Genomic DNA, 21,661 nt, shown 5'->3' with positions numbered 1-21,661 from the left:
CTCCGGCGCCACGATCCGTCAGCCGCCGTCGCGCAGGCGGGCGACCAGCGCCGTCACCGAGTCGAGCCGGTGCGGGCCGACCCGCCAGCCGCCGGACGCCCGCACCTCGACCGTGACCTCGGCGTCGACCTCGGCGCCGCGCTCGCTGACGCGGTATCCGGCGCGCTCCACCGCGTGGACGGTCCAGGAGAGCAGGTCGGCCGGGCAGCCGGGCGGCGCCGTGACGCGGGCGGTGGCCGCCTGGCCGGTGTCCCAGGTGAACGTGCCGGTTCGCGGGTCGAACGTGGCGGCGTCGTGGAGCAGGCGCCGCAGGTGCCCGGCCAGCCCGATCTCCTCCGGCGCGCCGCTGATCAGCTCGCGTTCCGGGGTGATCAGCCAGAGCGAGTCGGCGTGCCGCAGCATGTGCTCGACGTCGTGGGTGGACATCAGGACGGCCAGGCCGTGCTCGTGGGTGAGGGAGCGCAGCAGCTCGACCAGCTCCAGCCGGGCGGCCAGGTCGAGGAACGCGGTGGGCTCGTCGAGCAGCAGGACGGAGGGCTGCTGGGCGAGCGCCCGCGCGATCATGAGGCGCTGGCGCTCGCCGTCGCTGAGCTCCGTCACCGGACGGCCGGCCAGGTGCCCGGCACCGGTGGTGTCCAGGGCCCGCTCGATCGTGCGCCTGTCGGCGTCGTCGAGCCGGCCGAACCATCCGGTGTACGGGGCGCGTCCGAGGGCGACGAGGTCGTAGCCGAGCAGTTGCCCGGCGGCGACCCGGTCGGTGAGGACGATGGCCAGCTCCGCGGCGAGCTCGCGCGGGGAGAGGTCGGCGATGGGCCGCCCGCGCAGCTCGATGCGTCCGGTGAGCCGCGGCTGGGCGCGGGCGAGGGTGCGCATGAGGGTGGACTTGCCGATGCCGTTCGCGCCGACGAGGCAGGTCAGCTCCCCTGCGCGCAGGGTGACGTCGATGCCGGAGAGCACGGCGCGGCGCCGGTAGCCCACGCTGAGGTCCGTGGTGGCCAGCCGTTCGTCAGACATGGAAGCCTCCTCCTCCGCGGTTGATCCGCAGCAGTACGTGGAGCACGACGGGCGCGCCGAGCAGGGCGAGCGCGGCGTTGAGCGGCAGCGTGAGCCCTGTCCCCGGAAGCTGGGCGAAGATCCCGGCGGCCAGGGCGGTCAGCGCGCCGAGCAGCGCCGAGCCGGGGATCAGCAGCCGGTGGTCGGCCGTGCCGAGCAGGCCCCGCGCCAGGTGCGGTGCGGCGATGCCGAGGAAGGCGATCGGCCCGGTGTAGGCGGTGACGGCGCCGGACAGCAGGGCCGTGGCGGCGATGGCGACGATCCGCACCCGCCGCGGGGACACGCCCATGCTCTGGGCGTACCGCTCCCCCAGCAGCGACACGTTCAGCTGTTTGACGAAGAGGGTCAGCAGCAGGGCGCCCGCGGCCACGACGGCGGCGAGCACGGGGAGCTGGGCCGCCCGCACGCCCTCGAAGCTGCCGAACTGCCACTGCGTGAAGGCCACCACGGCCTCGGGCCGGGCGAAGAACACCAGCACGTTGGTGATCGCGCCGAGGAAGGAGCCGACCATGATGCCAGCCACCAGGACGATGACCATGTTCCGCACCCGCCCGGCGACGGCCAGCATGACCAGCAGGACGGCGAAGGCCCCCAGGGCGGCGGCGCCGACGACGCCGAGCCCGTGCAGCGGGGCGAGTCCCGCCAGCAGTGAGGCGCCCACGCCGGTGGTCGCGCCCTGCGGCAGCAGGAGCAGGCCCACGCCGAGCCCCGCTCCCGAGGTGACCCCGAGGACGTACGGCTCGGCGAGGGCGTTGCGGAACAACGTCTGCATGGCGAGCCCGGCCAGCGCCATGGCCGTCCCGGCGAGGACCGCCGTGGCCGCGCGGGGCAGGCGCAGGTCGAGCACGATGGCCCGCCAGGTGCCGCGAGCCGGCTCCTGCCCGCGCAGGATCGCGACGACCTCGTCCAGCGGCACGTTGACCGACCCCCAGGCCAGCGTGGCCAGGAAGGCGGCCGGCACGGCGGCGGCGAGCACGGCGAGGACGACGGCGCGGCGGGCGCTACTCGGCCGGGACACGTTTGACGAACTGAAGGTCATCGCCGCTCTTCAGGAGTTCGGGGTGCAGGAGGTTCACCAGGTCGCGCAGGATCAGGTCGGCCTCCAGCGCGCCGTTGAGGAAGTAGTCGGAGCCGCGGGTCCCGACGCGGTGGAAGGTTCTGCCGTTCTTCAGCGCGGGCAGGCGGGCGAGCCGGTCGTCGGCGGCGAGGTAGTCGACTCCCGTCCGGTGCTTGGGGAAGAAGACCAGGTCCATCCAGTAGTCGGCGTCCGCTCCCGTGTCGAGGAACTTCTCCAGCGACAGGGCCGCGATGCCGCCGCCGGGCAGGTCGGGCACCGGCTCCGCGCCGGCCGCGCGGACGAGCTGGGGCTCGAACCGCTCGCGCTGCCTGGTGGTGACCGATCCCGACTCGCCGACGGCGCCGATCAGCACCTTGGGTCGCTTCTTGCCGGCGACGTACACGTCGATCTGAGCGCGCAGCTTCAGGTAGCGCTCTTCGATCGGGTCGAACACCTGCTGGGCCCGCTGCTCGGCGTCGAAGAAGAGGGACAGGAACTTGATCTGCTCGGCCGCGCCGAGCGGCGTCTCGGTGTAGGGGAAGTAGTAGACCACCGGGATGCCGAGCTCTTCGATCTTGCTGAAGGTCTGGTCGTCTCCGGCGTAGTTGGTGTAGAAGTCGGGGTCGGCGTCGGCCAGGGCCTCGTAGTTGACCTCGTAGCCGATCTCGGCGACCTCGCCCGCCTTGATCCGTTCGGCGACCCTGGGCAGGTAGGGCGCCTCGACGTCGCCGATGAACGGTTCGGCGGAGCCGGTCAGCGCGTCGGCCAGGCCCAGCTTCTCCAGCGACGCGTACAGGACGCTGCCGCCGTCGACCATCGTCCTGACGGGCACCTCGATGACGGTGGCGCCCGCCAGCTCGCCGGTCAGCTCCGGCCGGGGCGCGCCGCACCGCAGGAGCACGTAGGTGCTGTCGATCTCGCGGCTGCCGGCCTCGGCGTGCCCGCCGGCCGCCTGCACCGTCGTCTTCAGCACCTTGTACGAGCGCTCGTAGCGGACCTGCCAGCCGTTGGCGTACTCGGCCTTGACCTGGTGGGGGAAGTAGTCCTGCTCGGCGGAGAACTCCGTCACGCAGCCGGGCCGTGCCGGAGCCGCCCGGGGCGCGGGGCTGCCGCAGGCGGCGAGCCCGGCGACCAGAAGCAGACACATTAAGCGTTTCATCCTTTTCCTCCACAACTGTTGCGCGCCCGTCGATGCCGGGTTAGCGTCCTTGAATATGACAACGGTTATCAAACCCGCGTCGTCTCGGCAACGGGTTGCCCCGATGACTCCGCGTTTGTTACGTCTGGCCGCCGCCGCGCGCGGCCGGCTGGCGCTCGGCACGGCGGTGACGCTCGCCGTCACCGCGACCCACGTCGGCCAGGGCGTCGCCATCGCGCAGGCCCTGGCCGTCGTGTTCGCCGGCGCGCCGTGGCAGGGCGTGCTCGTCCCGCTGGCCGTCGTCGCGGTCATGCTGGTGACGAGGGCGGCCCTGCTCTGGGCGGGCGAGCTGGTCGTCGTGACGACCGGGCGGGCGGTGAAGGACTCCCTGCGCAAGCGCCTGTACGCCAAGCTCTTCGAGCTGGGGCCCGGCTACACCGCGGCCAACCGGACGGGCGCCACCCAGGCGACGGTGGTCGACGGCGTGGAGAAGATCGACGTGTACGTCAGCCGCTTCCTGTCCCAGCTGCTGGGCGCCGTCCTCGGCGCGCTGGCCATCCTGACCGGGCTCGTCCTCGTCGATCCGCTCATCGGCGGCGTCCTGTTCGCCGGGGCGCTCGCGATCACCGCGACCCCGCTGCTGGCCCGGCGGCTGCAGGCCGAGCGGGCGGGCTGGTTCTGGGGGCTGTGGCGGCGGCTCGGCGCCGAATATCTCGACGTGCTGCAGGGCATGACGACGTTGAAGGCGTTCGGCGTCAGCCGCGAGCGCGGCCGGGAGCTGGCGCGCGAGTCCCACGACTTCTACCGGGCCTCGATCGGCTTCGTGGCGGTGGCCAACCTGCGCACCGGCGCGATGGGGCTGCTGTCGGTCGCGGGCGTCTGCCTCGCGATCGGGCTCGGCTCCCTGCGGCTGGCCGCCGGGCAGCTCGACGTCCTGGGCCTGCTGCTGGTCCTGCTGCTGGCCCGCGAGGCCTTCCGTCCGCTGGAAGAGCTGCAGAAGGCCTACCACTCCGCCTACCCGGCGATCTCCGCCGCCGGCGGGATCTTCGAGCTGCTCGACGCCGCACCGGCGGTCACCGGGCCGCGGCGGCCGCAGCCGCCGCCGGCGTCCGCGTCGATCTCGTTCGACCGCGTGTCCTTCGGCTACCGCGACGGGCGGGACGTCGTCTCGGACCTGTCGTTCACGGTGGAGGAGGGCCGCACGGTCGCGATCGTCGGCCGGTCGGGCGCGGGCAAGAGCACGATCGTCTCGCTGCTGCTGCGCTTCTTCGACCCGAGGTCGGGACGCGTCCTGCTCGGCGGGCAGGACATCAGAGAGCTGTCCCTGGCCCGGTTACGCGGCCTGATCGCCGTGGTGGCCCAGGACACCTACCTCTTCCACGGCACGGTTCGCGACAACCTCCTGCTCGGCCGGCCCGGCGGCGACGCCGGCCAGGTGGAGGCGGCCGCCGTCGCCGCCGGCGCCCACGACTTCATCTCCAGGCTGCCGGACGGGTACGACACCGTGGTCGGCGAGCGCGGCGTCACCCTGTCGGGCGGGGAGCGACAGCGCGTCGCCATCGCCCGCGCGCTGCTCAAGGACGCGCCGATCCTCGTCCTGGACGAGGCCACCTCCAGCATCGACTCGGCCGGCGAGGCGGAGATCCAGCGGGCCCTCGACCGGCTGGCCGCCGGCCGTACCACGCTGGTCATCGCCCACCGGCTGTCGACCGTACGGGACGCCGACCGCATCCTGCTGCTCGACCACGGCAGGGTCGCCGCCACCGGCACCCACGCCGAACTGCTCGAACGCTCGGCCGGATACCAGCGGCTGGTGGCGGCGCAGGCGGTGAGCCGATGATCTCCGGACTGCGCCCCCTGCTGTCCCTGGTGCGGCCCTACCGGCTGCACCTGGCAGGCGCGATCGGCAGCGGCGTTCTCGACCAGGCCCTCACCGTGGCGATCGCCGCGGCCGGCGCCTGGGTGGCCGGCGCCGCGATCACCGGCGCGGGCGCGGCCGAGCTGCGTCCCGGGCTGATCGTGCTGGCCTGCCTGGTGCTCCCCCGCGCGGTGCTGGCCTTCGTGGAGTCGCACCTCGCCCACGACATGGCCTTCCGGATCCTGGTCGACATCCGGGAGCGGCTGTACGCGGGCTTCGAGCGGATCGCGCCCGCGCACCCCAAGGGGCACCGCTCCGGTGACCTGGCCGCGACGGTCATGGACGACGTCGAGCGGCTGGAGGTGTTCTTCGCCCACACCCTGAGCCCGCTGTGCGTCGCGGTCGTGGTGCCGGGCGGGTCGGTGGCGGCCCTGTCGTTCATCCACCCGGCGCTCGCCCTCGTCGTCCTGCCGGTCGCCGGCCTGGTGGCCTTCGTCCCCGCCTGGCTCCGCGGGCGGGCGGCCGTCCAGGGCCGCGCGTGGCGGCTGCGCCTCGGCCGGCTCAACGCCATCGCCGTGGACGGCGTGCAGGGGCTGCGCGAGATCGCCGCCTTCGGCCAGGAGGAGCGCTTCCTGGCCCGGCTCGGCGCGCACGGCCGCGACCTGCACGAGGCGCAGCTCGCCCACGCCGGCCGGGTCGGCGCCGAACGTGCCGCGACCGACCTGCTGATCGGGCTGGGAGTCGTCGGCGTGCTCGGCGCATCGGCCGCCCTGGTCGCCATCGGCGCGATGCCGGTGGCGCTCTATCCGGCCGCGGTGGTCCTGGCCGCCGCCGCGCTGGCGCCCGTCACCAAGCTGAGCGACGCCGCGCGCGAGCTCGGCGTGGTCGCCGCCGCGGGCGAACGCGTCTTCGCGGTCGTCGACACGCCGGCCATGGCCCCGGAACCGGCCGCGCCGGCGCCGCTGCCCGCCCTGCCGGCGGCGCTCGGCGTCTCCTTCCGCGACGTCTCCTTCCGGTACGGGGCAGGCCTGCCGCCAGCCGTGTCCGGCGTCACGTTCGACATCGCCGCCGGGGAGACGGTCGCGCTGGTGGGACACTCCGGCGCGGGCAAGTCCACGCTCACCAGCCTGCTGCTCCGCTTCTGGGACCCGGAGGCGGGCTCGGTGCGGGTCGCCGGGCACGACCTGCGTGACCTGGCCGACCAGGACCTGCGCGAGCTGATCTGCGTGGTGCCGCAGGAGATCTACCTGCTCAACCGGACGGTCGCCGAGAACATCGCGCTGGGCCGGCCCGGCGCGAGCCGGGAGGAGATCGAGACCGCCGCCAGGGCCGCGCTGGCGCACGACTTCATCACCGAGGAGCTCCCCGACGGCTACGACACCGTCGTCGGCGAATGGGGCGCACGGGTCTCGGGCGGCCAGCGGCAGCGCATCGCCATCGCCCGCGCGCTGCTGCGCGACGCGCCCGTCCTCATCCTCGACGAGCCCGTCTCCAACGTGGACGCGGAGAGCGAGCGGCTGCTGGGCCTGGCCATGGCCCGGGTCCGCGCCGGCCGGACCACCCTGCTGGTGGCCCACCGGCTCTCCACGATCCGCACCGCCGACCGCTTGATCGTGCTCGATCGCGGCGAGGTCGCCGAGATCGGCACGCACGCGGAGCTGGTGGCAGCCGGCGGCACCTACGCCCGGCTGGTCCGCCACCAGCTGCGACAACCACCCATGGGAAGGAGGTCAGCACATGATCCGTGAAATCAGCGCCGAACGGCGTCGCGACACCGTCGCGCCGCACAACCACAGCACGGGCTTCCGCGCCTTCCGCTGGAGCTGACGGAGGTGAAACCCGTGGGGCCGGCCCGCATCCGGCCTCACGGGCCCCGCGACGCGACAAGGATGCGATCTTGACACACCTTCCGAGAGTCAACGTGGACGTACGCCCGCTGGGCGCCGACGCGGCCGTGCTCATCACGCCGGACGGCCGGATGTTCGAGATCGGACGGAGCGCGGCGGACGTCGTCCGCGGCCTGGAGGATTTCGCCGCGACGCCACCGGGCGGGTCTCCGCCGTGGCCGGAACTGGCCGCCCTGCTCACCTCGACCGGCTCGCTCATCGAGACCCCGCAGACCCCCGCACTCCCCGCCGAACCCCCGCGAAACTCTGTACTCCCCACCGAACCCCAGCGAAGCTCCGTACTTCCCACCGAACCCCCGCAGAACTCGGTATCACCCGACGAACACCCGCAGACGCCCGTATCCCCCGCCGATACCTCGCAGGCCCCGGTGCTGCTCGCCGATGCCATCCTGCGTCCGATCGTCGCGGGGCTCGCCGCGCCCGATGAGCAGGTCCTGCTCCTCGGCGACGACCTTCCGCCCGACCGGCCGCTGGCGCTGCTGAGCACGCGGTTCGACCCCGAACTGCTGGCGCGGGCGGACGACCGGCGGACCGGAGCGTGGAGCTGTTTCTTCCTGGACCGGGGCAGGTGCTACTTCGGCCCGGCCGTCGAGCCCGGCCGCACCGCGCCGTACCGGGATCTGCTGACCCGCCGGGCCTGCGTGACGCAGCGGCCGGACCTCGCCGAGGCGCTCCTGCGGCCGTCGCTGACCGGCGGCCTGCGGCCGCCTCCCCCGGACGTGCTGACCTGGCTCGTGTCGATGTTCCTGGTCGAACTGCGCCGCTGGCTGGCCGGCGAGCCCTGCGCCCTGGCCGGCAACGAGATCGAGGTGGACCCGGCGGGCCCGCGGATCCGGCTCCATCCGTTCCTGCCCCTGCCGTCGAGCCCGTTCCCCGAGGTGGTCAACCACCGCGTCACGGGCACGGACCTGCTCCTCGGCGACCGCCTCGGCATCGTGGCGGCCACCAGGGTCGTCGAGCACGACCCGTCGACCCCGCGGGCCCTGACCACCGTGCAGGCCGACGTCGCCGACATGAGCCGGCGCTTCCCCTGGGCCACCAACGTCCTGTGCGGGGCAAGCACCTTCGGCGACGTGGCCGGCGCGCGGGCGGCGGCGATCGGCGAGAGCGTGGAACGCTACTGCGCCAACTGGATCCAGCCCGAACGGTTACGCCAGGCGTCCTACGCCGAGCTGTGCCAGGACGGCGAGAACGCCCTCGCGCCCGAGTCGATCGTCCTGTTCTCCGAAGAGCAGTACGCGGCGGACGGGTTCCCCTTCGTCCGCTTCGACGCCGGCCTGCCTGTGCACTGGATCCAGGGCCGCTCCCTCACCCATGACCGGCCGATCTGGGTGCCCGCCAGCCTGGCGTACTGCAACTACTACGTCGGCCCCTACTACCACGAGCCCGTCACGAACCCCCTGTACTACGCCGGTGTGGCGGCCGGGGAGTCCTTCGACGACGCCGTACGGTCGGGGCTGGAAGAGGTGATCGAGCGGGACGCCACCATGGTCTGGTGGGCCAATCTGCCCGCGCTGCCGTCCCTGGAGCCGACGCCGCGCCTGGCCGCGCTCTTCGACGGCACGCCCGGACAGCGCGCGTGGCTCGTCCCGCTGCCCAACGAGTTCGGCGTCCCGGTGGTCGCCGGCGTCGTCGAGCACGTCGAGGAGCGGATCCTGACGATCGGCTTCGGCTGCCGCGACACCGTCGAGACGGCGGCGGAGAAGTCCTGGGCCGAGGCGCTGACCCTCCAGGAGATCGCCCGCGACCTCCAGGATCCCGGCGGCCTGTACTGGGAGGCCGTGCGCGCGGGACGCAAGACGCGGCACTTCATGCACGAGTGGCGGGCCGACCGCGCCTACCTCGACAGTTTCCGCCCCGACTTCAGGGACGTCGGCGACCTGGAGTGCCAGCTGCAGGTCAACCTCGACCCCCGTGCCGTCGAACGGGTCCGCGGCCGGCTCGGCGACGGGACCACCATCCCGGCCTCGGCGGTGCCCGCGCTGCCCGACCGCTCCCTGAGCACGTACCGGCGGCGGGTCGAGCGGGCCGGCCACGAGGTGATCGCCGTGGACCTCACCACGCCGGACGTCGCCGCCGCCGGGCTGCACGTCACCAGGACACTCGTGCCCGGGCTGGCCGGCAACTTCGCCGCCGCCTTCCCCTACCTCGGCGCGGACCGGCTGCGCGACGCCGCGGCCAAGCTCGGCTGGCCCGCCAGGACCGAGCTGAACGTCTTCCCCCTCCCCCACGCGTGAAAGGAAACCGCCGATGAAAGACGCCGACGCCCTCAACGCCGTCGCCTACGGACCGGAATGGTCGGCCCGCTGGGAGGCGGAGTTCGGCGACCAGCCCGACACCCAGGACGCGGCCGACTACCTCGCCGGGCTGGCCGGCGGACGGGCCGTGCTGGAGCTCGGCGTCGGCACCGGCCGGCTCGCCCTCCCGCTGCTCGACCGCGGGCTGGCCGTGACCGGCGTGGACAACTCCCCCTGGATGCTCGAACAACTGCGCGCCAAACCGCGCGGCGACGAGATCGATCTCGTGGAGGGAGACTTCGCCGACGTGAAGGTCGAGGGCGAGTTCGGCCTGGCCTTCATCTCCCGTTTCGCGCAGTCGGCCCTGACCACGCAGGACCTTCAGGTGCGCTGCTTCGAGAACGTGGCGGCGCACCTGGCGCCCGGCGGCTTCTTCGTCGTCGAGCTGATGGCGCCGGCGAGCGGCGTCCTGGAGAACGGCAGGGCCTGGACCTCCGGCGTCAAGCCGGACGCGGTCTCGCTGTTCGTCTCGGCCGCCGACCACGTGACGCAGGAGATGCGGACCTGCCACATCAGGCTCAGCGAGACGGAAGGGGTCCAGCTGCGCCCCGGCGCGGTCCGCTACGTCTGGCCGTCCGAGCTCGACCTGATGGCCCGCATCGCCGGCCTGCGACGGCACGAGCGCTGGTCGAGCTGGGACAAGGCGCCCTTCACGGCCGCCTCGACCCGTAACATCTCGGCGTACCGGAAAGCGTGACCGGCCGTGACCTCCCTTCCCATCACCTCGCCAGGATCGTGGGTCTTCTCGGGCGACGTGCCCGCGGTGTTCGTCGATCACGCCCGTCACTCCGTACCGCTCTACGACGCCGGGCACGATCTCGTCTGCGATCTGTCCACGTGTTTCCTCGGCGGCGATCAGCCCCGGGTCGGCTACGAGCTCGGCTCGGCCACCGGCCAGCTCCTGCGCCGGCTGGCCACCCACGGGCCGGCCAACGGCGCCACCCACTGGATCGGGGTCGACCGCGAGGCCGCGATGGTCGAGGCCGCCCGCGAGCACTGCGCCGGTCTCGGCAACGTCGAGGTCGTGGCGGGCGACCTCACCGAGATCGCCTTCCAGCAGTGTGACTTCGTGGTCGCGTACCTGACCATGCACTTCCTGCCGCCGGGGCTGCGGCGGCAGGTGCTGCGCCGGATCTGCCAGGCGCTGCGTCCCGGCGGGGCCTTCTTCATGTTCGACAAGGTCCTGGCGCCCGGCGCCCGGCTCGAGGATCTGATCACGACGCTGCACTACCGGTTCAAGCGCAACGCCGGCCTGAGCCCGGAGGAGATCCTCGACAAGAAGGAGAGCCTGCTCGGCGTGCTGCAGCCGGTCTCCACCGACGACAACCTCGCCGTCTTCGAGGAAGCCGGCTTCACCAGCTACGGAACGATCCTGAAATATCTCGCCTTCGAGGGCTTCATCGCGATCAAGTAGCCGCGCGACTCTCTCGGGTGCCAGGCGTTGGACTTGACTCCGGTGACGCTTCCCAGGACACTCCCGGAAATGAGAATCATTCCCGACAGGCCGCGGCCGAGTACGGCGGATCGGCCGGCCCTGGGGAGTGGCCGGCCGCGGGAGCCCGGGTTCCGGCTGCCGTGGGCGTTCATCGTCCTCGTGGCCCTGCTGGTGGCGGGACGGTTCCTGCTCGCGCCGCACCTGACGCATCCCGCGCTGCAAACCTGGGCGACCGTGTTCGTGGCGGTGTGCGTGCAGGCGCTGCCGTTCCTGGTGCTGGGCGTGGCGCTGTCGGCGGCCATCACCGCGTTCGTGCCCGCCTCGTTCTGGACGAGGGCGCTGCCCCGGCGGACCTCCGCGGCGGTCCCGGTGGCGGGTCTGGCGGGGGCGGTGCTGCCCGGCTGCGAGTGCGCGTCGGTGCCGGTGGCCTCCGGGCTGATGGCGCGCGGCGTGGCGCCGCCGGCGGCGCTGGCGTTCCTGCTGGCCTCCCCGGCGATCAACCCGGTGGTGCTGGTGTCCACCGCGGTGGCCTTTCCCGGCGACCCGTCGATGGTGGTGGCCAGGTTCGCCGCCTCGCTGGCGGTGGCCGTGCTGGCCGGCTGGATCTGGGCCCGGTTCGGGCGCGCCGCGTGGCTGCCGGCGCCCCGCCGCAGCGCGGGAACCCGCGCGGGCAGGGGGAGCGTCTTCGTGGACGCGATGCGTCATGACCTGCTGCACGCCGGCGGGTTCCTGGTGGTCGGCGCGCTGGCCGCGGCGACGCTGAACGTGGTGATCCCGCGTGACTGGCTGACCGCGGTGGCCGGGGTGCCCGTCGTGTCCGTGCTGGTACTGGCGTTCCTGGCCGTGCTGCTGTCGATCTGTTCCGAGGCCGACGCGTTCGTGGCGGCGTCGTTCACCGCGTTCTCCCCCACCGCCAAGCTGGCGTTCCTGGTGGTCGGGCCGATGGTGGACCTGAAGCTCATCGCCCTGCAGGCGGGCACCTTCGGCCGGGCCTTCACCGCGCGGTTCGCGCCGCTCACGCTGGTCCTCGCGATAGGGATCAGCTTCGTCGCCGGCTGGGCGCTGCCGTGAGCCGTCAGGCGCAGGGCGCCGTGCTGCTGATCCTGGGCGCGACGGTGCTGAGCGTCTCGGCGTTCTCCACGACGTACCTCAACTACGTCAGGCCGGGGTTCCGGCCGCCGCTCGTGGCGGCCGGAACGGTGCTGGTGCTGCTCGGCCTGCTGTCCGTCGTCGCCGACGTGCTGGACCGGCCCGGTGGCGCCCACGGAACGCGCGTGGCGTGGCTGCTGGCCGTGCCGGCGTTCGTCATCGTGCTGATCGCTCCGCCCGCGCTCGGCGCCTTCGCGGCCCGGCGCGACGACGGTCCGCCGGCGCCCGTCCGGGCGGAGGGCTATCGCGCGCTGGCGGGAGGCGAGGTGACGGAGCTGACGCTGGGCGAGTTCATCGGGCGCGCGTACGCCCGGCCGGGGCCCTCGCTCGCCGGCCGGAAGGTCCGGTTGGTCGGTTTCGCCGTACGGGCCGGGGACGGCGGGGGCTGGTATCTGACCCGGATGCGGATCGGCTGCTGCGCCGCCGACGCGCTCGCCCTGGAGGTCGCCGTCCAGAGGGCGGCCGCCCCGCCGGAGGACGCGTGGGTGGCGGTCACGGGCACGTGGGTTCCGTGGCCGGACGGGGTGCCGGACGACTACGTGGTTCCGGCCCTGGCCGCGACCGCCGTGACCGCCGTCGGGCGGCCGGCGGAGCCGTACGAGTAGGGGTGTGCCACGGCGCGTGTCCGGTCCGTTCACGTCGAGGAGTGGAGGAAGTCCTCCGTCGGGTTGATGAGGGCGCGGGTGACGGGATGGGACGGGGTGCGGAGCACCTGATCCGCTGGGCCGTGCTCGATCAGGCGGCCCTCGTGAACGACCGCGATCCGGTCGGCGAGCCGCGCGGCCATGGGCAGGTCGTGGCTGATGACGATCAGGGTCACGTCGAGATCGGTGAGCAGGCCGAGGACCTCCGCCTCGGTGACGGGATCGAGCCCGGAGGTGATCTCGTCACAGATCAGCACGTCCGGATGGGCGAGCAGGGCGCGGGCCAGGGCGGCGCGCTGCGACTCGCCCCCTGACAACCGCTCCGGGAGGCGCCGTGCGATCTCGTGGCTCAGCCCGAGCGAGGCCATGGTCGCGAAGGCGTCCTCGCGCGCGGCGGGCGCGGTCGATCCGCGCAGCCGTACCGCGGTCCTGGCGACCTGTTCCACCACGGCCCGCCGAGGGTCGAACGAGGCGCGGGCGTCTTGGGGGACGTACTGCAGCCGCGCCAGGTCGGCGCGGCTACGGCGGCCGGAGGGCGGCAGCGGGCGGCCGTCCAGACGTACGCTCCCGGAGGTCCAGGCACGCAGCCCGGCGACACAGCGGGCGAGCGTCGTCTTCCCGCTGCCGGAGCGGCCGACGACGGCCAGCCGTTCGCCGCGGGCGACGTCGAGGTTCACCCCACGCAGGACCTCCGTTCCGAGATCGGCGATGGTCAGGATCGGGTGCGGTTGCATGCGGGTCCCGGCCACGTGGGGTCGCGCGCTGACCAGCGCCTTGGCGTACTCACTGCGTGGCGTGTCCAGCACCGCGGGCCCGGACTCCACGACCCGCCCGTCCTTGAGCACGACGACCTGGTCGGCCAGCTCCCGCACCAGGTCGAGGTCATGGCTGAGCAGGACGACGGCGACATTGAGTGAGACGAGCTCGGCGGCCACCTCGGCCCGGGTGATGGCGTCCTGACCGGTGGTGGGTTCGTCGGCGACGATGACGGACGGGCCGGCCAGCAGCGTGTGCGCCAGGACGAGCCGCTGCTGCTGCCCGCCTGACAGCTGGTGCGGAAAGCGGCGCAGAAAGCTTCGCTCCTCGGGGAGGCGGGCCTTGCGCAGGGCGTCGGGGACGCTCGTGCCGTGCCGCGCCGCGATCTGGCGGAGCACCGCGCCGATCCGCAGCACCGGGTTGAGCACGGCGGAAGGGTGCTGCGGGATGAAGCCGACGGTCCCGGGCGCCGGGGGTCGCCCGGGTGTGACCTGATGGCCGGCCACGGCGATCCGGCCGGTGACCCGGGCACCGGCCGGGTGCTCGCCGAGCAGCGCGAGCGCGGTGGTCGTCTTGCCGCTCCCCGAAGCGCCGACCAAGGCCAGCGTCCGGGCGGCGGGCAGGGTGAAGCTGACTTCGTCCACCAGGATCCGGCTGGGGACGGAGACCGTCAGCCGGTCAACTTCGATCATGATCTGCCTTCTTCGACAGGCGGTCCAGGGTGAGGTTCAGCCCGACCGCCAGCATGACGATCAGCAGTGCGGGGGCGAGGACCGCCCACGCGTTGAGGAAGAGGCCGCCGCGGTTGCGGTCGACCATGACCGCCCAGTCGGCGGCGTCCGGCGGCACCCCGACACCGAGGAAGCTCACGGCGGCGATGAGGTACAACGATCCGGTCAGCCGGGTACCGGCGTCGGTGGCGAGCACGCGGGCCATGGCGGGCGCGACGAACCCGGTGGCGATCCGCCACCGGTTCTCGCCCTGCATCCGCATGGCCTCCACGGCCGGCCGGGAGCCGATCTCCAGCGCGCAGGAGCGGACCAGGCGGGCGATGTCGGGCAGATGGATCAGCATGACGATCCAGACGAGCGCTCCGCCGGGAGCAAGCGTCGCCACCACCAGGAGCAGCAACAGCGACGGCACCGCCATGAGGACGTCGAGCGGGCGCATCAGGGCCTCGTCGACCATCCGGGGCGTCGTCGCCGCGGCCAGGCCCCAAGCGGTGCCCAGCAGGTAGGCGCCGCCAGTGGCGAGCACGGCCGTCAGCGCCAGACCCTGTCCGCCCATGAGCACCTGGTGCCACACGTCGCGGCCGACGAAGTCGGTGCCGAGCGGGCCCGAATCGGCGAACGGCGCACCGCGGCCGAGGTCGCCGGGAACGAGCCACGGCCCCACGAGGGCGATGGACAGGGGCACGCCGAGCAGCAGAAACCTCATGCGCGTGGGGCCAATCGGAAGGCGGCGACGTCGGCGAGCAGGTTGACCAGGACGGTCGTGGCGGCGAACAGCAGCGCGAGTCCTTGCAGGACCGGGAGGTCCCGATGGCCGACCGCGTCGGCCAGGGTGCCGCCCAGGCCGGGGATGACGAAAACGGCCTCCACCACGATGACGCCGCCGAGCAGCCAGTCGACGGTCCTGGTCAGGTGCTGCACGGCCGGCGCGAGCGCGTTGGGCAGCGCGTGCGCGAACCAGTTGAGGTCCAGACGCCGGGCGTGTCTCACGTACGGGGACGCCAGCACGTCGATCATCGTGGAGCGGACCAACCGCCCGGTGGAGCAGACGGGACGGACCAGCAGCACCGTCACGGGCAGCACCAGAGCCGCGGCGGTGAGGCCGCCGAGCCCGGTCGGCGGCAGCCACGCCAGCGTCACGCCGAAGATCGTCACCAGGACGATGGCCAGCGCGAACTCCGGAACCGCGTAGAGCGCGGTGCTCGCCGCGGTCAGCGCCCGGTCGAGCCGGCTCCCTTCCCGCAGCGCGGCGGCCACTCCGAGCAGGATCGACAGCGGCACCAGCAGGAGCACGGTGAGCCCGGCCAGCACGGCAGTGGGAGCCAGCGCGTCCAGCACGATCTCGGCGACCGGGCGGCCGGAGACGAGTGACGCGCCGAAGTCGCCGCGCGTCAGGCCGGCGGCCCAGGCGGCGAAGCGCTCGGCGAAGGGGCGGTTCAGGCCGAGCTCGGCGCGGATCCGCTCGATCCGCGCCGGGTCCGGCTGGTCACCGGCCAGCGTCACCGCGGCGTCGCCCGGCAGTGCCTCTGCCATCACGAACACCAGGCAGGCGACGCCGGCGATCTGCGGGACGCCCACGGCGAGCCGGCGGGCGGCGTAGCGGGTCAGGTTCAAGCCAGCTTCACCTTGTCGAACCGGGCCCAGTCCAGGGTGTTCGCGGGCGCCGCCCGCACGCCGCTCAGCTTCGGCGACGTCGCGACGATCCAGTCGGCGAATCCCCACACCAGCAGCCCGCCCTCGGCGTGCAGCATCTGCTGGAGCTTCAGGTAGGCGCTCTCCCGGTCCGCGGCGTCGCGCGCCGAGACGGCCGTCTCGTAGAGTTCGTCGAACTCGGGCCGCGCCCACTTCGTGGTGTTGGTCGTCGAGGTGGACAGGAGCCTCTGCGCGATGTGCGTCTCGATCGGCATGGCACCGGAGCGGAAGCTGGCGATGGATCCCTGGGTGAGGATGTCCGCCCAGTAGGTGTCCTTGCTGCCGTTGCGGATCTCGGCCTTCAGCCCGGCGGCGCGCAACTGCTCGGCGAAGACGGTGGCGGCCTCGACGAAGCCGGCCGCGGCTGTCGACGTGGTCAGCTCGACGGTGAGTCCTTCGGCTCCCGCCTTCCTGATCAACGCCTTGGCCTTGTCGAGGTCGAGCGTGCGCTGCGGGATGTCGGAGGCGTAATGCAGGTAGCCCTTGCCGAACAGGTCGTTGCCGATCTGCCCGGCTCCGGGCATGACGGTGTCGACGAGTTGCCGCCGGTCGGTGAGCAGGAACAGGGCCTCGCGCAGATCCTTGTCGTCGAACGGGGCGCGGTCCACCTTCATGGCGAAGGCCTGCATCGCGCTGTTGGGGGCGCGGACGATCGTGACGCGGCCCTCGTGCTGCCGGGCGGTGGCGGGGGTGAGGTCGTGCGCGTACTCGACCTGCCCGCCCAGGAGCGCGTTGACCCGGGCGGACTCCTCGTTGGCGATGAGGAACTCCAGTTCCTCGATGTACGGCGCGCCCTCCCAGTAGTCCGGGTTGCGCTTGAGCAGCACGGAACGGCCCGGTTGCCAGGACACGAAGGAGAACGGGCCCGAGCCGACCGGCTTGCTGAAGTCCGTGGCCCCCTCGGGGACGATGGAGGTGCCGAACGCCGCCAGCACGTTGGGCAGCTCGGCGAACGGCCGCCTGAGGCGGAACTCGACCGTGAGGTCGTCGATGGCCCGGCTGTTGGGCAGGTCGATGAGCGCGAGACTGGACTTGGCGCGGAACGTCCTGCCCGGATCCGCGATCCTGGCGTAGCTGGCCAGGACGTCCTGGGCCCGCACCGGCCGCCCGTCGTGAAACAGCGCCTGCCGCAGGGTGATGCGCCAGACGGTGAAGTCGGCGTTCGGCTCCCACTTCTCGGCCAGGCGGGGCTGCGGCGAGACGTCCGGGCCGAGGTCGGCGAGCTTGTCGTAGAGGGCCTTGGCGCGGGCGGCCTCGATGAACAGATTGGCCAGGTGCGGGTCCAGCACCTCCGTGGCGCCACCGCCGGCGAACGCGGCGCGCAGCCTCCCCCCGGAGCCGCCGGAGGAGGTGGTGGCGGTGCCGCATCCGGCGAGCAGGGCGGCACCGGCGGTCAGGCCGAGAAAGCCGCGGCGGGTGGGGTGGTCATGCATGGTGAGAGTCCTTTGCGAGCACGGGTGACAGGGGTCGGCCGGCGGGCAGGGCGAGCCGTCGCGCGGTTTCGTTCGGGGTCGTGGCGGGTCGTGGGTGCGGGTGTTCACGCCGATGCCGCCGTACGCCGGTCGTGGGTGCAGGTGTTCACGCCGGTGCCGCCGTACGCCGCTCCTGGACCAGCACGAGCGTCGCGCAGGCCAGCCCGATGACGGCGCACACCGCGGCCCCGGCCGTGCCCACCCAGCCGATCAGCGCGGTGCTCGCGGCGGCCACCACCCCGGAGACCAGGTAGAACATGCCGAAGTAGGTGCCGGTCAGCGACTCGCCGCCGAACCGGCTGATCCGCTCGTACACGAACGGCTGCGCCATCATCACGCCGAAGGCCAGGGCCAGGACCGCCACCAGCACCGGGAGGAGCCCCGGCAGCGCGGCGGGCGCGAGGAATCCGGCGCCCATCACGGCCAGTCCCAGCGCCATCGCGCGGCCGGGGCTCGTCGCCGCCTCAAGGCGCTTGGTGATCCGGACTTGGAAGAGGAGGGTCGCCACGGTGGACACCAGGAACAGCAGGGCCACCGAGCTCGGCATGCCGGTCGCCTGCTCGGCGGCCAGTGGCAGCACCAGGTAGAGCTGGTTCTGCAGCGCGAACATGCCGCTGAGGGCCAAGGTGAAGGCGAGGAAACGCCGGTCGGTCAGGCAGCGCCGCCAGTCGCCCAGCACCGAGGCGCCGCTGGGAGGCACTTCGCGCGCGGGCAGGACGAGTGTCTGCGCGAGGGTCAGCACCGCGAATATCGCCGCGGCGGTGAGGGCTGCGGCCCGGAAGTCCACCAGCAGCAGCACGCCGCCCAGCAGCGGCCCGCACAACGCGCCCGCCTGGGCGAACACGTTGAACAGCGCGAAGGTCTTGGCCCCGCCGGGAGCATCGGCCGCGATGTACGCGCGAACGGCCGGGTTGAACAGGGCGCCGGCCAGCCCGCTGAGTACGGCGGCCGCCAGCAGCAGCGGCACCGTGACCCCGAACGCGAACAGAGCGAATCCGACGGCGCGCAGCGCGCATCCGGCGATGATCACCCGGCGGGTCCCGAGGCGGTCGGCGGCCGAACCTCCGACGAGGAACAGCCCTTGCTGGCTGAGGTTGCGCACCCCCAGGACGACACCCGTCGCCGCGACGGACAAGCCCAGGTCTTGGGTGAGGTGGCCGGCGAGGTAAGGAACCAGCAGGTAGAAGCCGGTGTTGACGCCGAACTGGTTGACCAGCAGCAGCCGCACGGCCCAGGAGAGCTCCCTCACGCCGTCCCCGCCCTGAACGCGGGCCCACTGATCCGGAACGCGCCGTCGCGGCGCTCCGAGACGTGGCGCTCCGGGTCGCGGCCGGGGCACGGCGGCAGCGTGCTCACCACCCGTGCCTTCTGATCACCAACGGATGACATGTCACTTCCTTCATCGGTGATGACAATGGTTATCATTTGCCACATAAGCCATGCAAACGCGACTTCCTTGGAGAGGCCAGGCGAATAGGGTTGTGCCGGTGAATCGGGTCGCGCAGAACCTGCTGCTCCTCCTGCTCGGCGGGGCGCTGTTGCGGATCTCCGCCTTCTCCGCGGACTTCGCCAACTACGTCAAGCCGGGATTCCGGCCGCTCGTGGTGGCGGCGGGCGTGGTGCTGGTCGTCCTGGCCGTGGCCGGCCTGGCTCTGGACCGCCGGCGAAGCAGGAGTGCGGCGCGCGAGAGGGAGGCTCATCGCGTTCGCGCGGCGGAGGAGGCTCATCTGGCGGCGCTGGTCGGCCGCGACCCGGTCGTACCCATGCCCGTGCCCGTGTACGAGCATGAGCATGAGCATGAGCATGAGCACGTGGCGGGGCACCGGGTGGCGTGGCTGCTGGCGGCGCCGCTCGCGGTGATCTTCCTGGTCGCTCCCCCCGCCCTCGGCTCGTACGCCGTCCGGCGGGCCGAGCCGGGTCCCCATCCGCCTCCGCCCACGCTCGTCGAGGCCCGCTCCATCGTGCTGAAGGACGGCCGGGTGAACACGCTGAGCATGATCGAGTTCGCCAACCTGGCCCTGGACTCCAGCGGATCTCTGCGCGGCAGGACCGTCCGGCTGACCGGTTTCGTCGTGCCGTCCGGGCGGGACTCCGGGTGGTATTTGACGCGCATGCGGATCGGTTGCTGCGCCGCCGACGCCCTCACGATGCAGATCCTGGTGAAAGGCGTCCCCGCGCCCGCGACTGACACGTGGGTACGGGTCACCGGCACCTGGATCCCACGGAGATCCCGGGACACCGACGCCTACGCCCCACCCGAGATGACCGCTTCCCGGGTGGAGCGAACGGACGTACCGGACGAACCGTACGAATGAGCCTGGCTGAGCGATCAGGTGCCGCGGGAGGTTTTGCGCTTGGGCACGGCCACGGCTACCAGCTCGCCTTCGTGATGCCGGGCAGCTCACCGCGATGCGCCATCTCCCTGAAGCGCACCCGCGACAGCCCGAACTTGGTCAGATGCCCGCGGGGACGGCCGTCGACGGAGTCGCGGTTGCGCACGCGGGTGGCGCTGGCGTCACGCGGCTGGCGGGCCAGCTCGCGCACGGCGTCCGCATGCTCCTGGGGTGCGCCGGTGCGGATGATCTCCTTAAGCTCGGCGCGCCGTCCGGCGTGACGGGCGACGACGGCCTTGCGCCGCTCGTTGGCGGCGATCTTGCTCTTCTTCGCCATCAGATCCGCTCTCCCCTGGCGCGGATCCGCGCGACGGCCGCCTCGACGCCGATCTTGTCGACCGTTCTGATCGCGCGGGCGCTGAGCGTGAGCCGGACGAAGCGATCCTCACTGGGCAGCCAGTAGCGGCGCTGCTGGATGTTGGGGTTCCAGCGGCGGCGGGTGCGGCGGTGAGAGTGGGAGACGTTGTTGCCGAACACCGGCTTGACGCCGGTGAGCTGACAGACCTTCATCGCTCCTCCCTGAACAGGACGTGCCGGCGGAGGGTCGGGTCGTACTTGCGGAGGGTGAGCCGGTCGGGGTCGTTGCGCCGGTTCTTGGTCGTCACGTACGTGTAGCCGGTGCCGGCCGTGGACTTGAGTTTGATCACGGGTCGCACCTCATTCCTTGCCAAAGCGGTTCCTTTCGGCGTGCGATACTGTGCCAGCATAACGACAATGATTTTCATTCCACCACTGGGAGGCTAGATGTCCACCCCTGTCGTCCTCGTCGCCGGTCTGCATCGCGCGGCCCGCACCGCCGCCGTCGACGCATTGCTCGCCCGCCGTCCCGGCTCCGTCGCCGTCCACCACGATCTCGCCGAGGTCACCCGTGGCCGCGTACGGCGCATCGTCCGCGACGGCGGGCGCGTGCTGGAGACGGCCGACGTACGTCTCGCCCACGGCTGCGTGAGCTGCACCGTCCGCGAGGACCTGCTCCCCCGGCTCGTTCTGCTGGCGCCCGGCGCGTCCCTGCTGATCGTGGACCTGTGGGACGCGGTCGAGCCGCGCTCGGTCGCCGAGGCGATCGGCGGCGCCGAAGTGCGGGAGGTCCTGCGGCTCACCGCCGTGCTCACCGCGCTGGACGCAGGCGACCTGCCCGGCGACCTCACCCGCGGTGAACGCCTGCGCGAGCTCGGCCGGCCCGCGGCCGCTAGTGACCGGCGCTACCTGGCCGAGGTGCTTTCCAGGCAAGTCGAGTACGCCACCGGCCTGGTCCTGCACGGCGGGGACGAGGACGACCACGAGCTGTCGCTGCGGGTGCTCACCCACCTCGCCCCGCTCACCCCGGTGCACGGCGTGGCCGGCCTGCCGACGGTCACCGGCCCGGCCCTGCGCCCTGCCGAGCTGGCCGAACGCGTGGACCCCGCCACGGCCCGCCTGCCCGCCGACGCCACGACCGAGGAGATCGTCACGACGGTCTGGCGCAGCCGCCGCCCGCTGCATCCCGGCCGCCTCTTCGAGGCCGTGGACGAGCTGGTCACCGCGTCCGTACGCTCCCGTGGCCGGTTCTGGCTGGCCACCCGCCCCGGGCAGCTCCTCGCGTGGGACGCCGTCGCCGGCATCGTCTCGGTCGAGGACGCCGGCCCCTGGCTGGCCGCCCTGCCCAAGGCCGCCTGGGACCTCGTCTCCCCCGCCCGCCGCGCGGCGGCCGCCCTCGACTGGGATCCCGAGCACGGTGACCGGGTCCAGCACCTGGTCTTCACCGGCCCCGACCTCGACGTCGAGCGTCTGCACGACCTGCTCGACTCCTGCCTGCTGGCCGACGGCGAAAGCCCTGGCCACGACGACCCGTTCGCTCCCATCCTTGACCTCAAGCAGATCGCGTGAAGCCCCGGCGCATGACCGAGCGCCCACCTCCGGTCTTCTGCCGGGGGTGGGCGTGGGGGCGTTCGTACTACTTGAGCCAGGGGGTGCGCTGGACGATGGGGAGGTTGCCGAGGCCGAAGGTGGTGCCGGCGCCGGTGAGGGCGAGGCCGATGAGGACGATCGCGTAGATGATGTGGTCGTCCATGAAGGGGTTGTTGGCCAGGGGCAGTTCGG

The 21,661-nt window shown here is 72.7% G+C and carries 21 protein-coding genes; 9 read left to right on the top strand and 12 right to left on the bottom strand.

Features of this window, described 5'->3' with window-relative positions:
• Window positions 1-18: 18 nt before the first annotated feature.
• The 3 genes from AB0C27_RS42650 to AB0C27_RS42640 are packed head-to-tail and all read right to left on the bottom strand — an operon-like array spanning window position 19 to window position 3,257.
• A complete protein-coding gene (locus AB0C27_RS42650; RefSeq protein ID WP_357857219.1) occupies window positions 19-1,014 on the bottom strand; it encodes an ABC transporter ATP-binding protein in 996 nt (331 codons plus the stop codon).
• Window positions 1,007-2,071 (bottom strand): iron ABC transporter permease, encoded by a 1,065-nt coding sequence (locus tag AB0C27_RS42645; protein ID WP_357857216.1) that lies wholly within the window; start codon window positions 2,069-2,071, stop codon window positions 1,007-1,009. Before AB0C27_RS42645 ends, AB0C27_RS42650 begins: the two co-directional genes overlap by 8 nt.
• A complete protein-coding gene (locus tag AB0C27_RS42640; RefSeq protein ID WP_357857213.1) occupies window positions 2,055-3,257 on the bottom strand; it encodes an ABC transporter substrate-binding protein in 1,203 nt (400 codons plus the stop codon). Before AB0C27_RS42640 ends, AB0C27_RS42645 begins: the two co-directional genes overlap by 17 nt.
• Before the next feature lie 115 nt (window positions 3,258-3,372).
• Here AB0C27_RS42640 and AB0C27_RS42635 point away from each other — a divergent pair, with 115 nt between their 5' ends.
• From AB0C27_RS42635 to AB0C27_RS42605, 7 genes are all read left to right on the top strand, one after another.
• The gene (locus tag AB0C27_RS42635; RefSeq protein ID WP_357857210.1) at window positions 3,373-5,088 is read left to right on the top strand and encodes an ABC transporter ATP-binding protein; all 1,716 of its coding nucleotides are present in this window, start codon (window positions 3,373-3,375) and stop codon (window positions 5,086-5,088) included.
• A complete protein-coding gene (gene cydC / locus AB0C27_RS42630) occupies window positions 5,085-6,854 on the top strand; it encodes a thiol reductant ABC exporter subunit CydC (protein WP_357857207.1) in 1,770 nt (589 codons plus the stop codon). The genes AB0C27_RS42635 and cydC overlap by 4 nt, the downstream gene beginning before the upstream one ends.
• Before the next feature lie 149 nt (window positions 6,855-7,003).
• Window positions 7,004-9,250, top strand: coding sequence for a YcaO-like family protein (locus AB0C27_RS42625; RefSeq protein ID WP_357857204.1), 2,247 nt, complete (start codon window positions 7,004-7,006; stop codon window positions 9,248-9,250).
• A gap of 13 nt (window positions 9,251-9,263) precedes the next feature.
• On the top strand, window positions 9,264-10,007 hold the full coding sequence (locus AB0C27_RS42620) for a class I SAM-dependent methyltransferase (RefSeq protein WP_357857201.1): 744 nt from the start codon (window positions 9,264-9,266) through the stop codon (window positions 10,005-10,007).
• 6 nt (window positions 10,008-10,013) lie between these two features.
• Complete coding sequence (locus AB0C27_RS42615; protein ID WP_357857198.1) at window positions 10,014-10,724, top strand: methyltransferase domain-containing protein; 711 nt, start codon at window positions 10,014-10,016, stop codon at window positions 10,722-10,724.
• Between the two features lie 69 nt (window positions 10,725-10,793).
• On the top strand, window positions 10,794-11,816 hold the full coding sequence (locus AB0C27_RS42610) for a permease (protein ID WP_357857195.1): 1,023 nt from the start codon (window positions 10,794-10,796) through the stop codon (window positions 11,814-11,816).
• A complete protein-coding gene (locus AB0C27_RS42605) occupies window positions 11,813-12,499 on the top strand; it encodes a TIGR03943 family protein (protein WP_357857189.1) in 687 nt (228 codons plus the stop codon). The genes AB0C27_RS42610 and AB0C27_RS42605 overlap by 4 nt, the downstream gene beginning before the upstream one ends.
• Window positions 12,500-12,528: 29 nt before the next feature.
• Here the strand turns inward: AB0C27_RS42605 and AB0C27_RS42600 are convergent, their stop codons facing one another.
• The 6 genes from AB0C27_RS42600 to AB0C27_RS42575 form a co-directional block, all read right to left on the bottom strand.
• Window positions 12,529-13,986 carry an ATP-binding cassette domain-containing protein gene (locus AB0C27_RS42600; protein WP_357857186.1) on the bottom strand — a complete coding sequence of 486 codons (1,458 nt, stop codon included), beginning with the start codon at window positions 13,984-13,986 and terminating at the stop codon, window positions 12,529-12,531.
• Window positions 13,973-14,731, bottom strand: coding sequence for an ABC transporter permease subunit (locus AB0C27_RS42595; protein WP_357857183.1), 759 nt, complete (start codon window positions 14,729-14,731; stop codon window positions 13,973-13,975). Before AB0C27_RS42595 ends, AB0C27_RS42600 begins: the two co-directional genes overlap by 14 nt.
• Entirely contained in the window at window positions 14,728-15,639 is a 912-nt protein-coding gene (locus AB0C27_RS42590) for an ABC transporter permease (RefSeq protein ID WP_357857180.1), read from the bottom strand. Before AB0C27_RS42590 ends, AB0C27_RS42595 begins: the two co-directional genes overlap by 4 nt.
• A complete protein-coding gene (locus tag AB0C27_RS42585) occupies window positions 15,636-17,150 on the bottom strand; it encodes an ABC transporter substrate-binding protein (RefSeq protein ID WP_357857177.1) in 1,515 nt (504 codons plus the stop codon). The genes AB0C27_RS42590 and AB0C27_RS42585 overlap by 4 nt, the downstream gene beginning before the upstream one ends.
• 145 nt (window positions 17,151-17,295) lie before the next feature.
• A complete protein-coding gene (locus AB0C27_RS42580) occupies window positions 17,296-18,438 on the bottom strand; it encodes an MFS transporter (RefSeq protein ID WP_357857174.1) in 1,143 nt (380 codons plus the stop codon).
• Entirely contained in the window at window positions 18,435-18,578 is a 144-nt protein-coding gene (locus AB0C27_RS42575) for a hypothetical protein (protein ID WP_357857171.1), read from the bottom strand. The genes AB0C27_RS42580 and AB0C27_RS42575 overlap by 4 nt, the downstream gene beginning before the upstream one ends.
• Before the next feature lie 98 nt (window positions 18,579-18,676).
• Here AB0C27_RS42575 and AB0C27_RS42570 point away from each other — a divergent pair, with 98 nt between their 5' ends.
• Complete coding sequence (locus tag AB0C27_RS42570; RefSeq protein ID WP_357857168.1) at window positions 18,677-19,504, top strand: TIGR03943 family protein; 828 nt, start codon at window positions 18,677-18,679, stop codon at window positions 19,502-19,504.
• Window positions 19,505-19,559: 55 nt separating this feature from the next.
• Here AB0C27_RS42570 and rpsN read toward each other — a convergent pair whose 3' ends face one another.
• Genes rpsN through rpmG form a run of 3 tightly spaced genes read right to left on the bottom strand, consistent with a single transcriptional unit; the run spans window position 19,560 to window position 20,253 of the window.
• Window positions 19,560-19,859, bottom strand: a complete 300-nt coding sequence (rpsN, locus tag AB0C27_RS42565) for a 30S ribosomal protein S14 (RefSeq protein ID WP_357857166.1) — start codon at window positions 19,857-19,859, stop codon at window positions 19,560-19,562.
• Complete coding sequence (rpmB, locus tag AB0C27_RS42560) at window positions 19,859-20,092, bottom strand: 50S ribosomal protein L28 (protein WP_357857163.1); 234 nt, start codon at window positions 20,090-20,092, stop codon at window positions 19,859-19,861. Before rpmB ends, rpsN begins: the two co-directional genes overlap by 1 nt.
• A complete protein-coding gene (gene rpmG / locus AB0C27_RS42555) occupies window positions 20,089-20,253 on the bottom strand; it encodes a 50S ribosomal protein L33 (RefSeq protein WP_357857160.1) in 165 nt (54 codons plus the stop codon). Before rpmG ends, rpmB begins: the two co-directional genes overlap by 4 nt.
• Window positions 20,254-20,326: 73 nt before the next feature.
• Between rpmG and AB0C27_RS42550 the strand changes: the two genes are divergently transcribed.
• The gene (locus tag AB0C27_RS42550; protein ID WP_357857157.1) at window positions 20,327-21,448 is read left to right on the top strand and encodes a GTP-binding protein; all 1,122 of its coding nucleotides are present in this window, start codon (window positions 20,327-20,329) and stop codon (window positions 21,446-21,448) included.
• Window positions 21,449-21,661: the final 213 nt, after the last annotated feature.

This window comes from Nonomuraea sp. NPDC048882, from assembly GCF_040649755.1.
GTDB classification, from domain to species: domain Bacteria; phylum Actinomycetota; class Actinomycetes; order Streptosporangiales; family Streptosporangiaceae; genus Nonomuraea; species Nonomuraea maheshkhaliensis.
Note: the sequence above shows the minus strand (reverse complement) of the source record. Positions and strands in the feature narration are given on the sequence as shown.

What these genes read in the sequence shown, in the direction of transcription:
- AB0C27_RS42650 (WP_357857219.1), bottom strand. Translation starts at nt 1,014, where the DNA reads ATGTCTGACGAACGGCTGGCCACCACGGACCTCAGCGTGGGCTACCGG.
- AB0C27_RS42640 (WP_357857213.1), bottom strand. Translation starts at nt 3,257, where the DNA reads ATGTGTCTGCTTCTGGTCGCCGGGCTCGCCGCCTGCGGCAGCCCCGCG.
- AB0C27_RS42635 (WP_357857210.1), top strand. Translation starts at nt 3,373, where the DNA reads ATGACTCCGCGTTTGTTACGTCTGGCCGCCGCCGCGCGCGGCCGGCTG.
- cydC (WP_357857207.1), top strand. Translation starts at nt 5,085, where the DNA reads ATGATCTCCGGACTGCGCCCCCTGCTGTCCCTGGTGCGGCCCTACCGG.
- AB0C27_RS42620 (WP_357857201.1), top strand. Translation starts at nt 9,264, where the DNA reads ATGAAAGACGCCGACGCCCTCAACGCCGTCGCCTACGGACCGGAATGG.
- AB0C27_RS42610 (WP_357857195.1), top strand. Translation starts at nt 10,794, where the DNA reads ATGAGAATCATTCCCGACAGGCCGCGGCCGAGTACGGCGGATCGGCCG.
- AB0C27_RS42600 (WP_357857186.1), bottom strand. Translation starts at nt 13,986, where the DNA reads ATGATCGAAGTTGACCGGCTGACGGTCTCCGTCCCCAGCCGGATCCTG.
- AB0C27_RS42595 (WP_357857183.1), bottom strand. Translation starts at nt 14,731, where the DNA reads ATGAGGTTTCTGCTGCTCGGCGTGCCCCTGTCCATCGCCCTCGTGGGG.
- AB0C27_RS42585 (WP_357857177.1), bottom strand. Translation starts at nt 17,150, where the DNA reads ATGCATGACCACCCCACCCGCCGCGGCTTTCTCGGCCTGACCGCCGGT.
- AB0C27_RS42575 (WP_357857171.1), bottom strand. Translation starts at nt 18,578, where the DNA reads ATGTCATCCGTTGGTGATCAGAAGGCACGGGTGGTGAGCACGCTGCCG.
- rpsN (WP_357857166.1), bottom strand. Translation starts at nt 19,859, where the DNA reads ATGGCGAAGAAGAGCAAGATCGCCGCCAACGAGCGGCGCAAGGCCGTC.
- rpmB (WP_357857163.1), bottom strand. Translation starts at nt 20,092, where the DNA reads ATGAAGGTCTGTCAGCTCACCGGCGTCAAGCCGGTGTTCGGCAACAAC.
- AB0C27_RS42550 (WP_357857157.1), top strand. Translation starts at nt 20,327, where the DNA reads ATGTCCACCCCTGTCGTCCTCGTCGCCGGTCTGCATCGCGCGGCCCGC.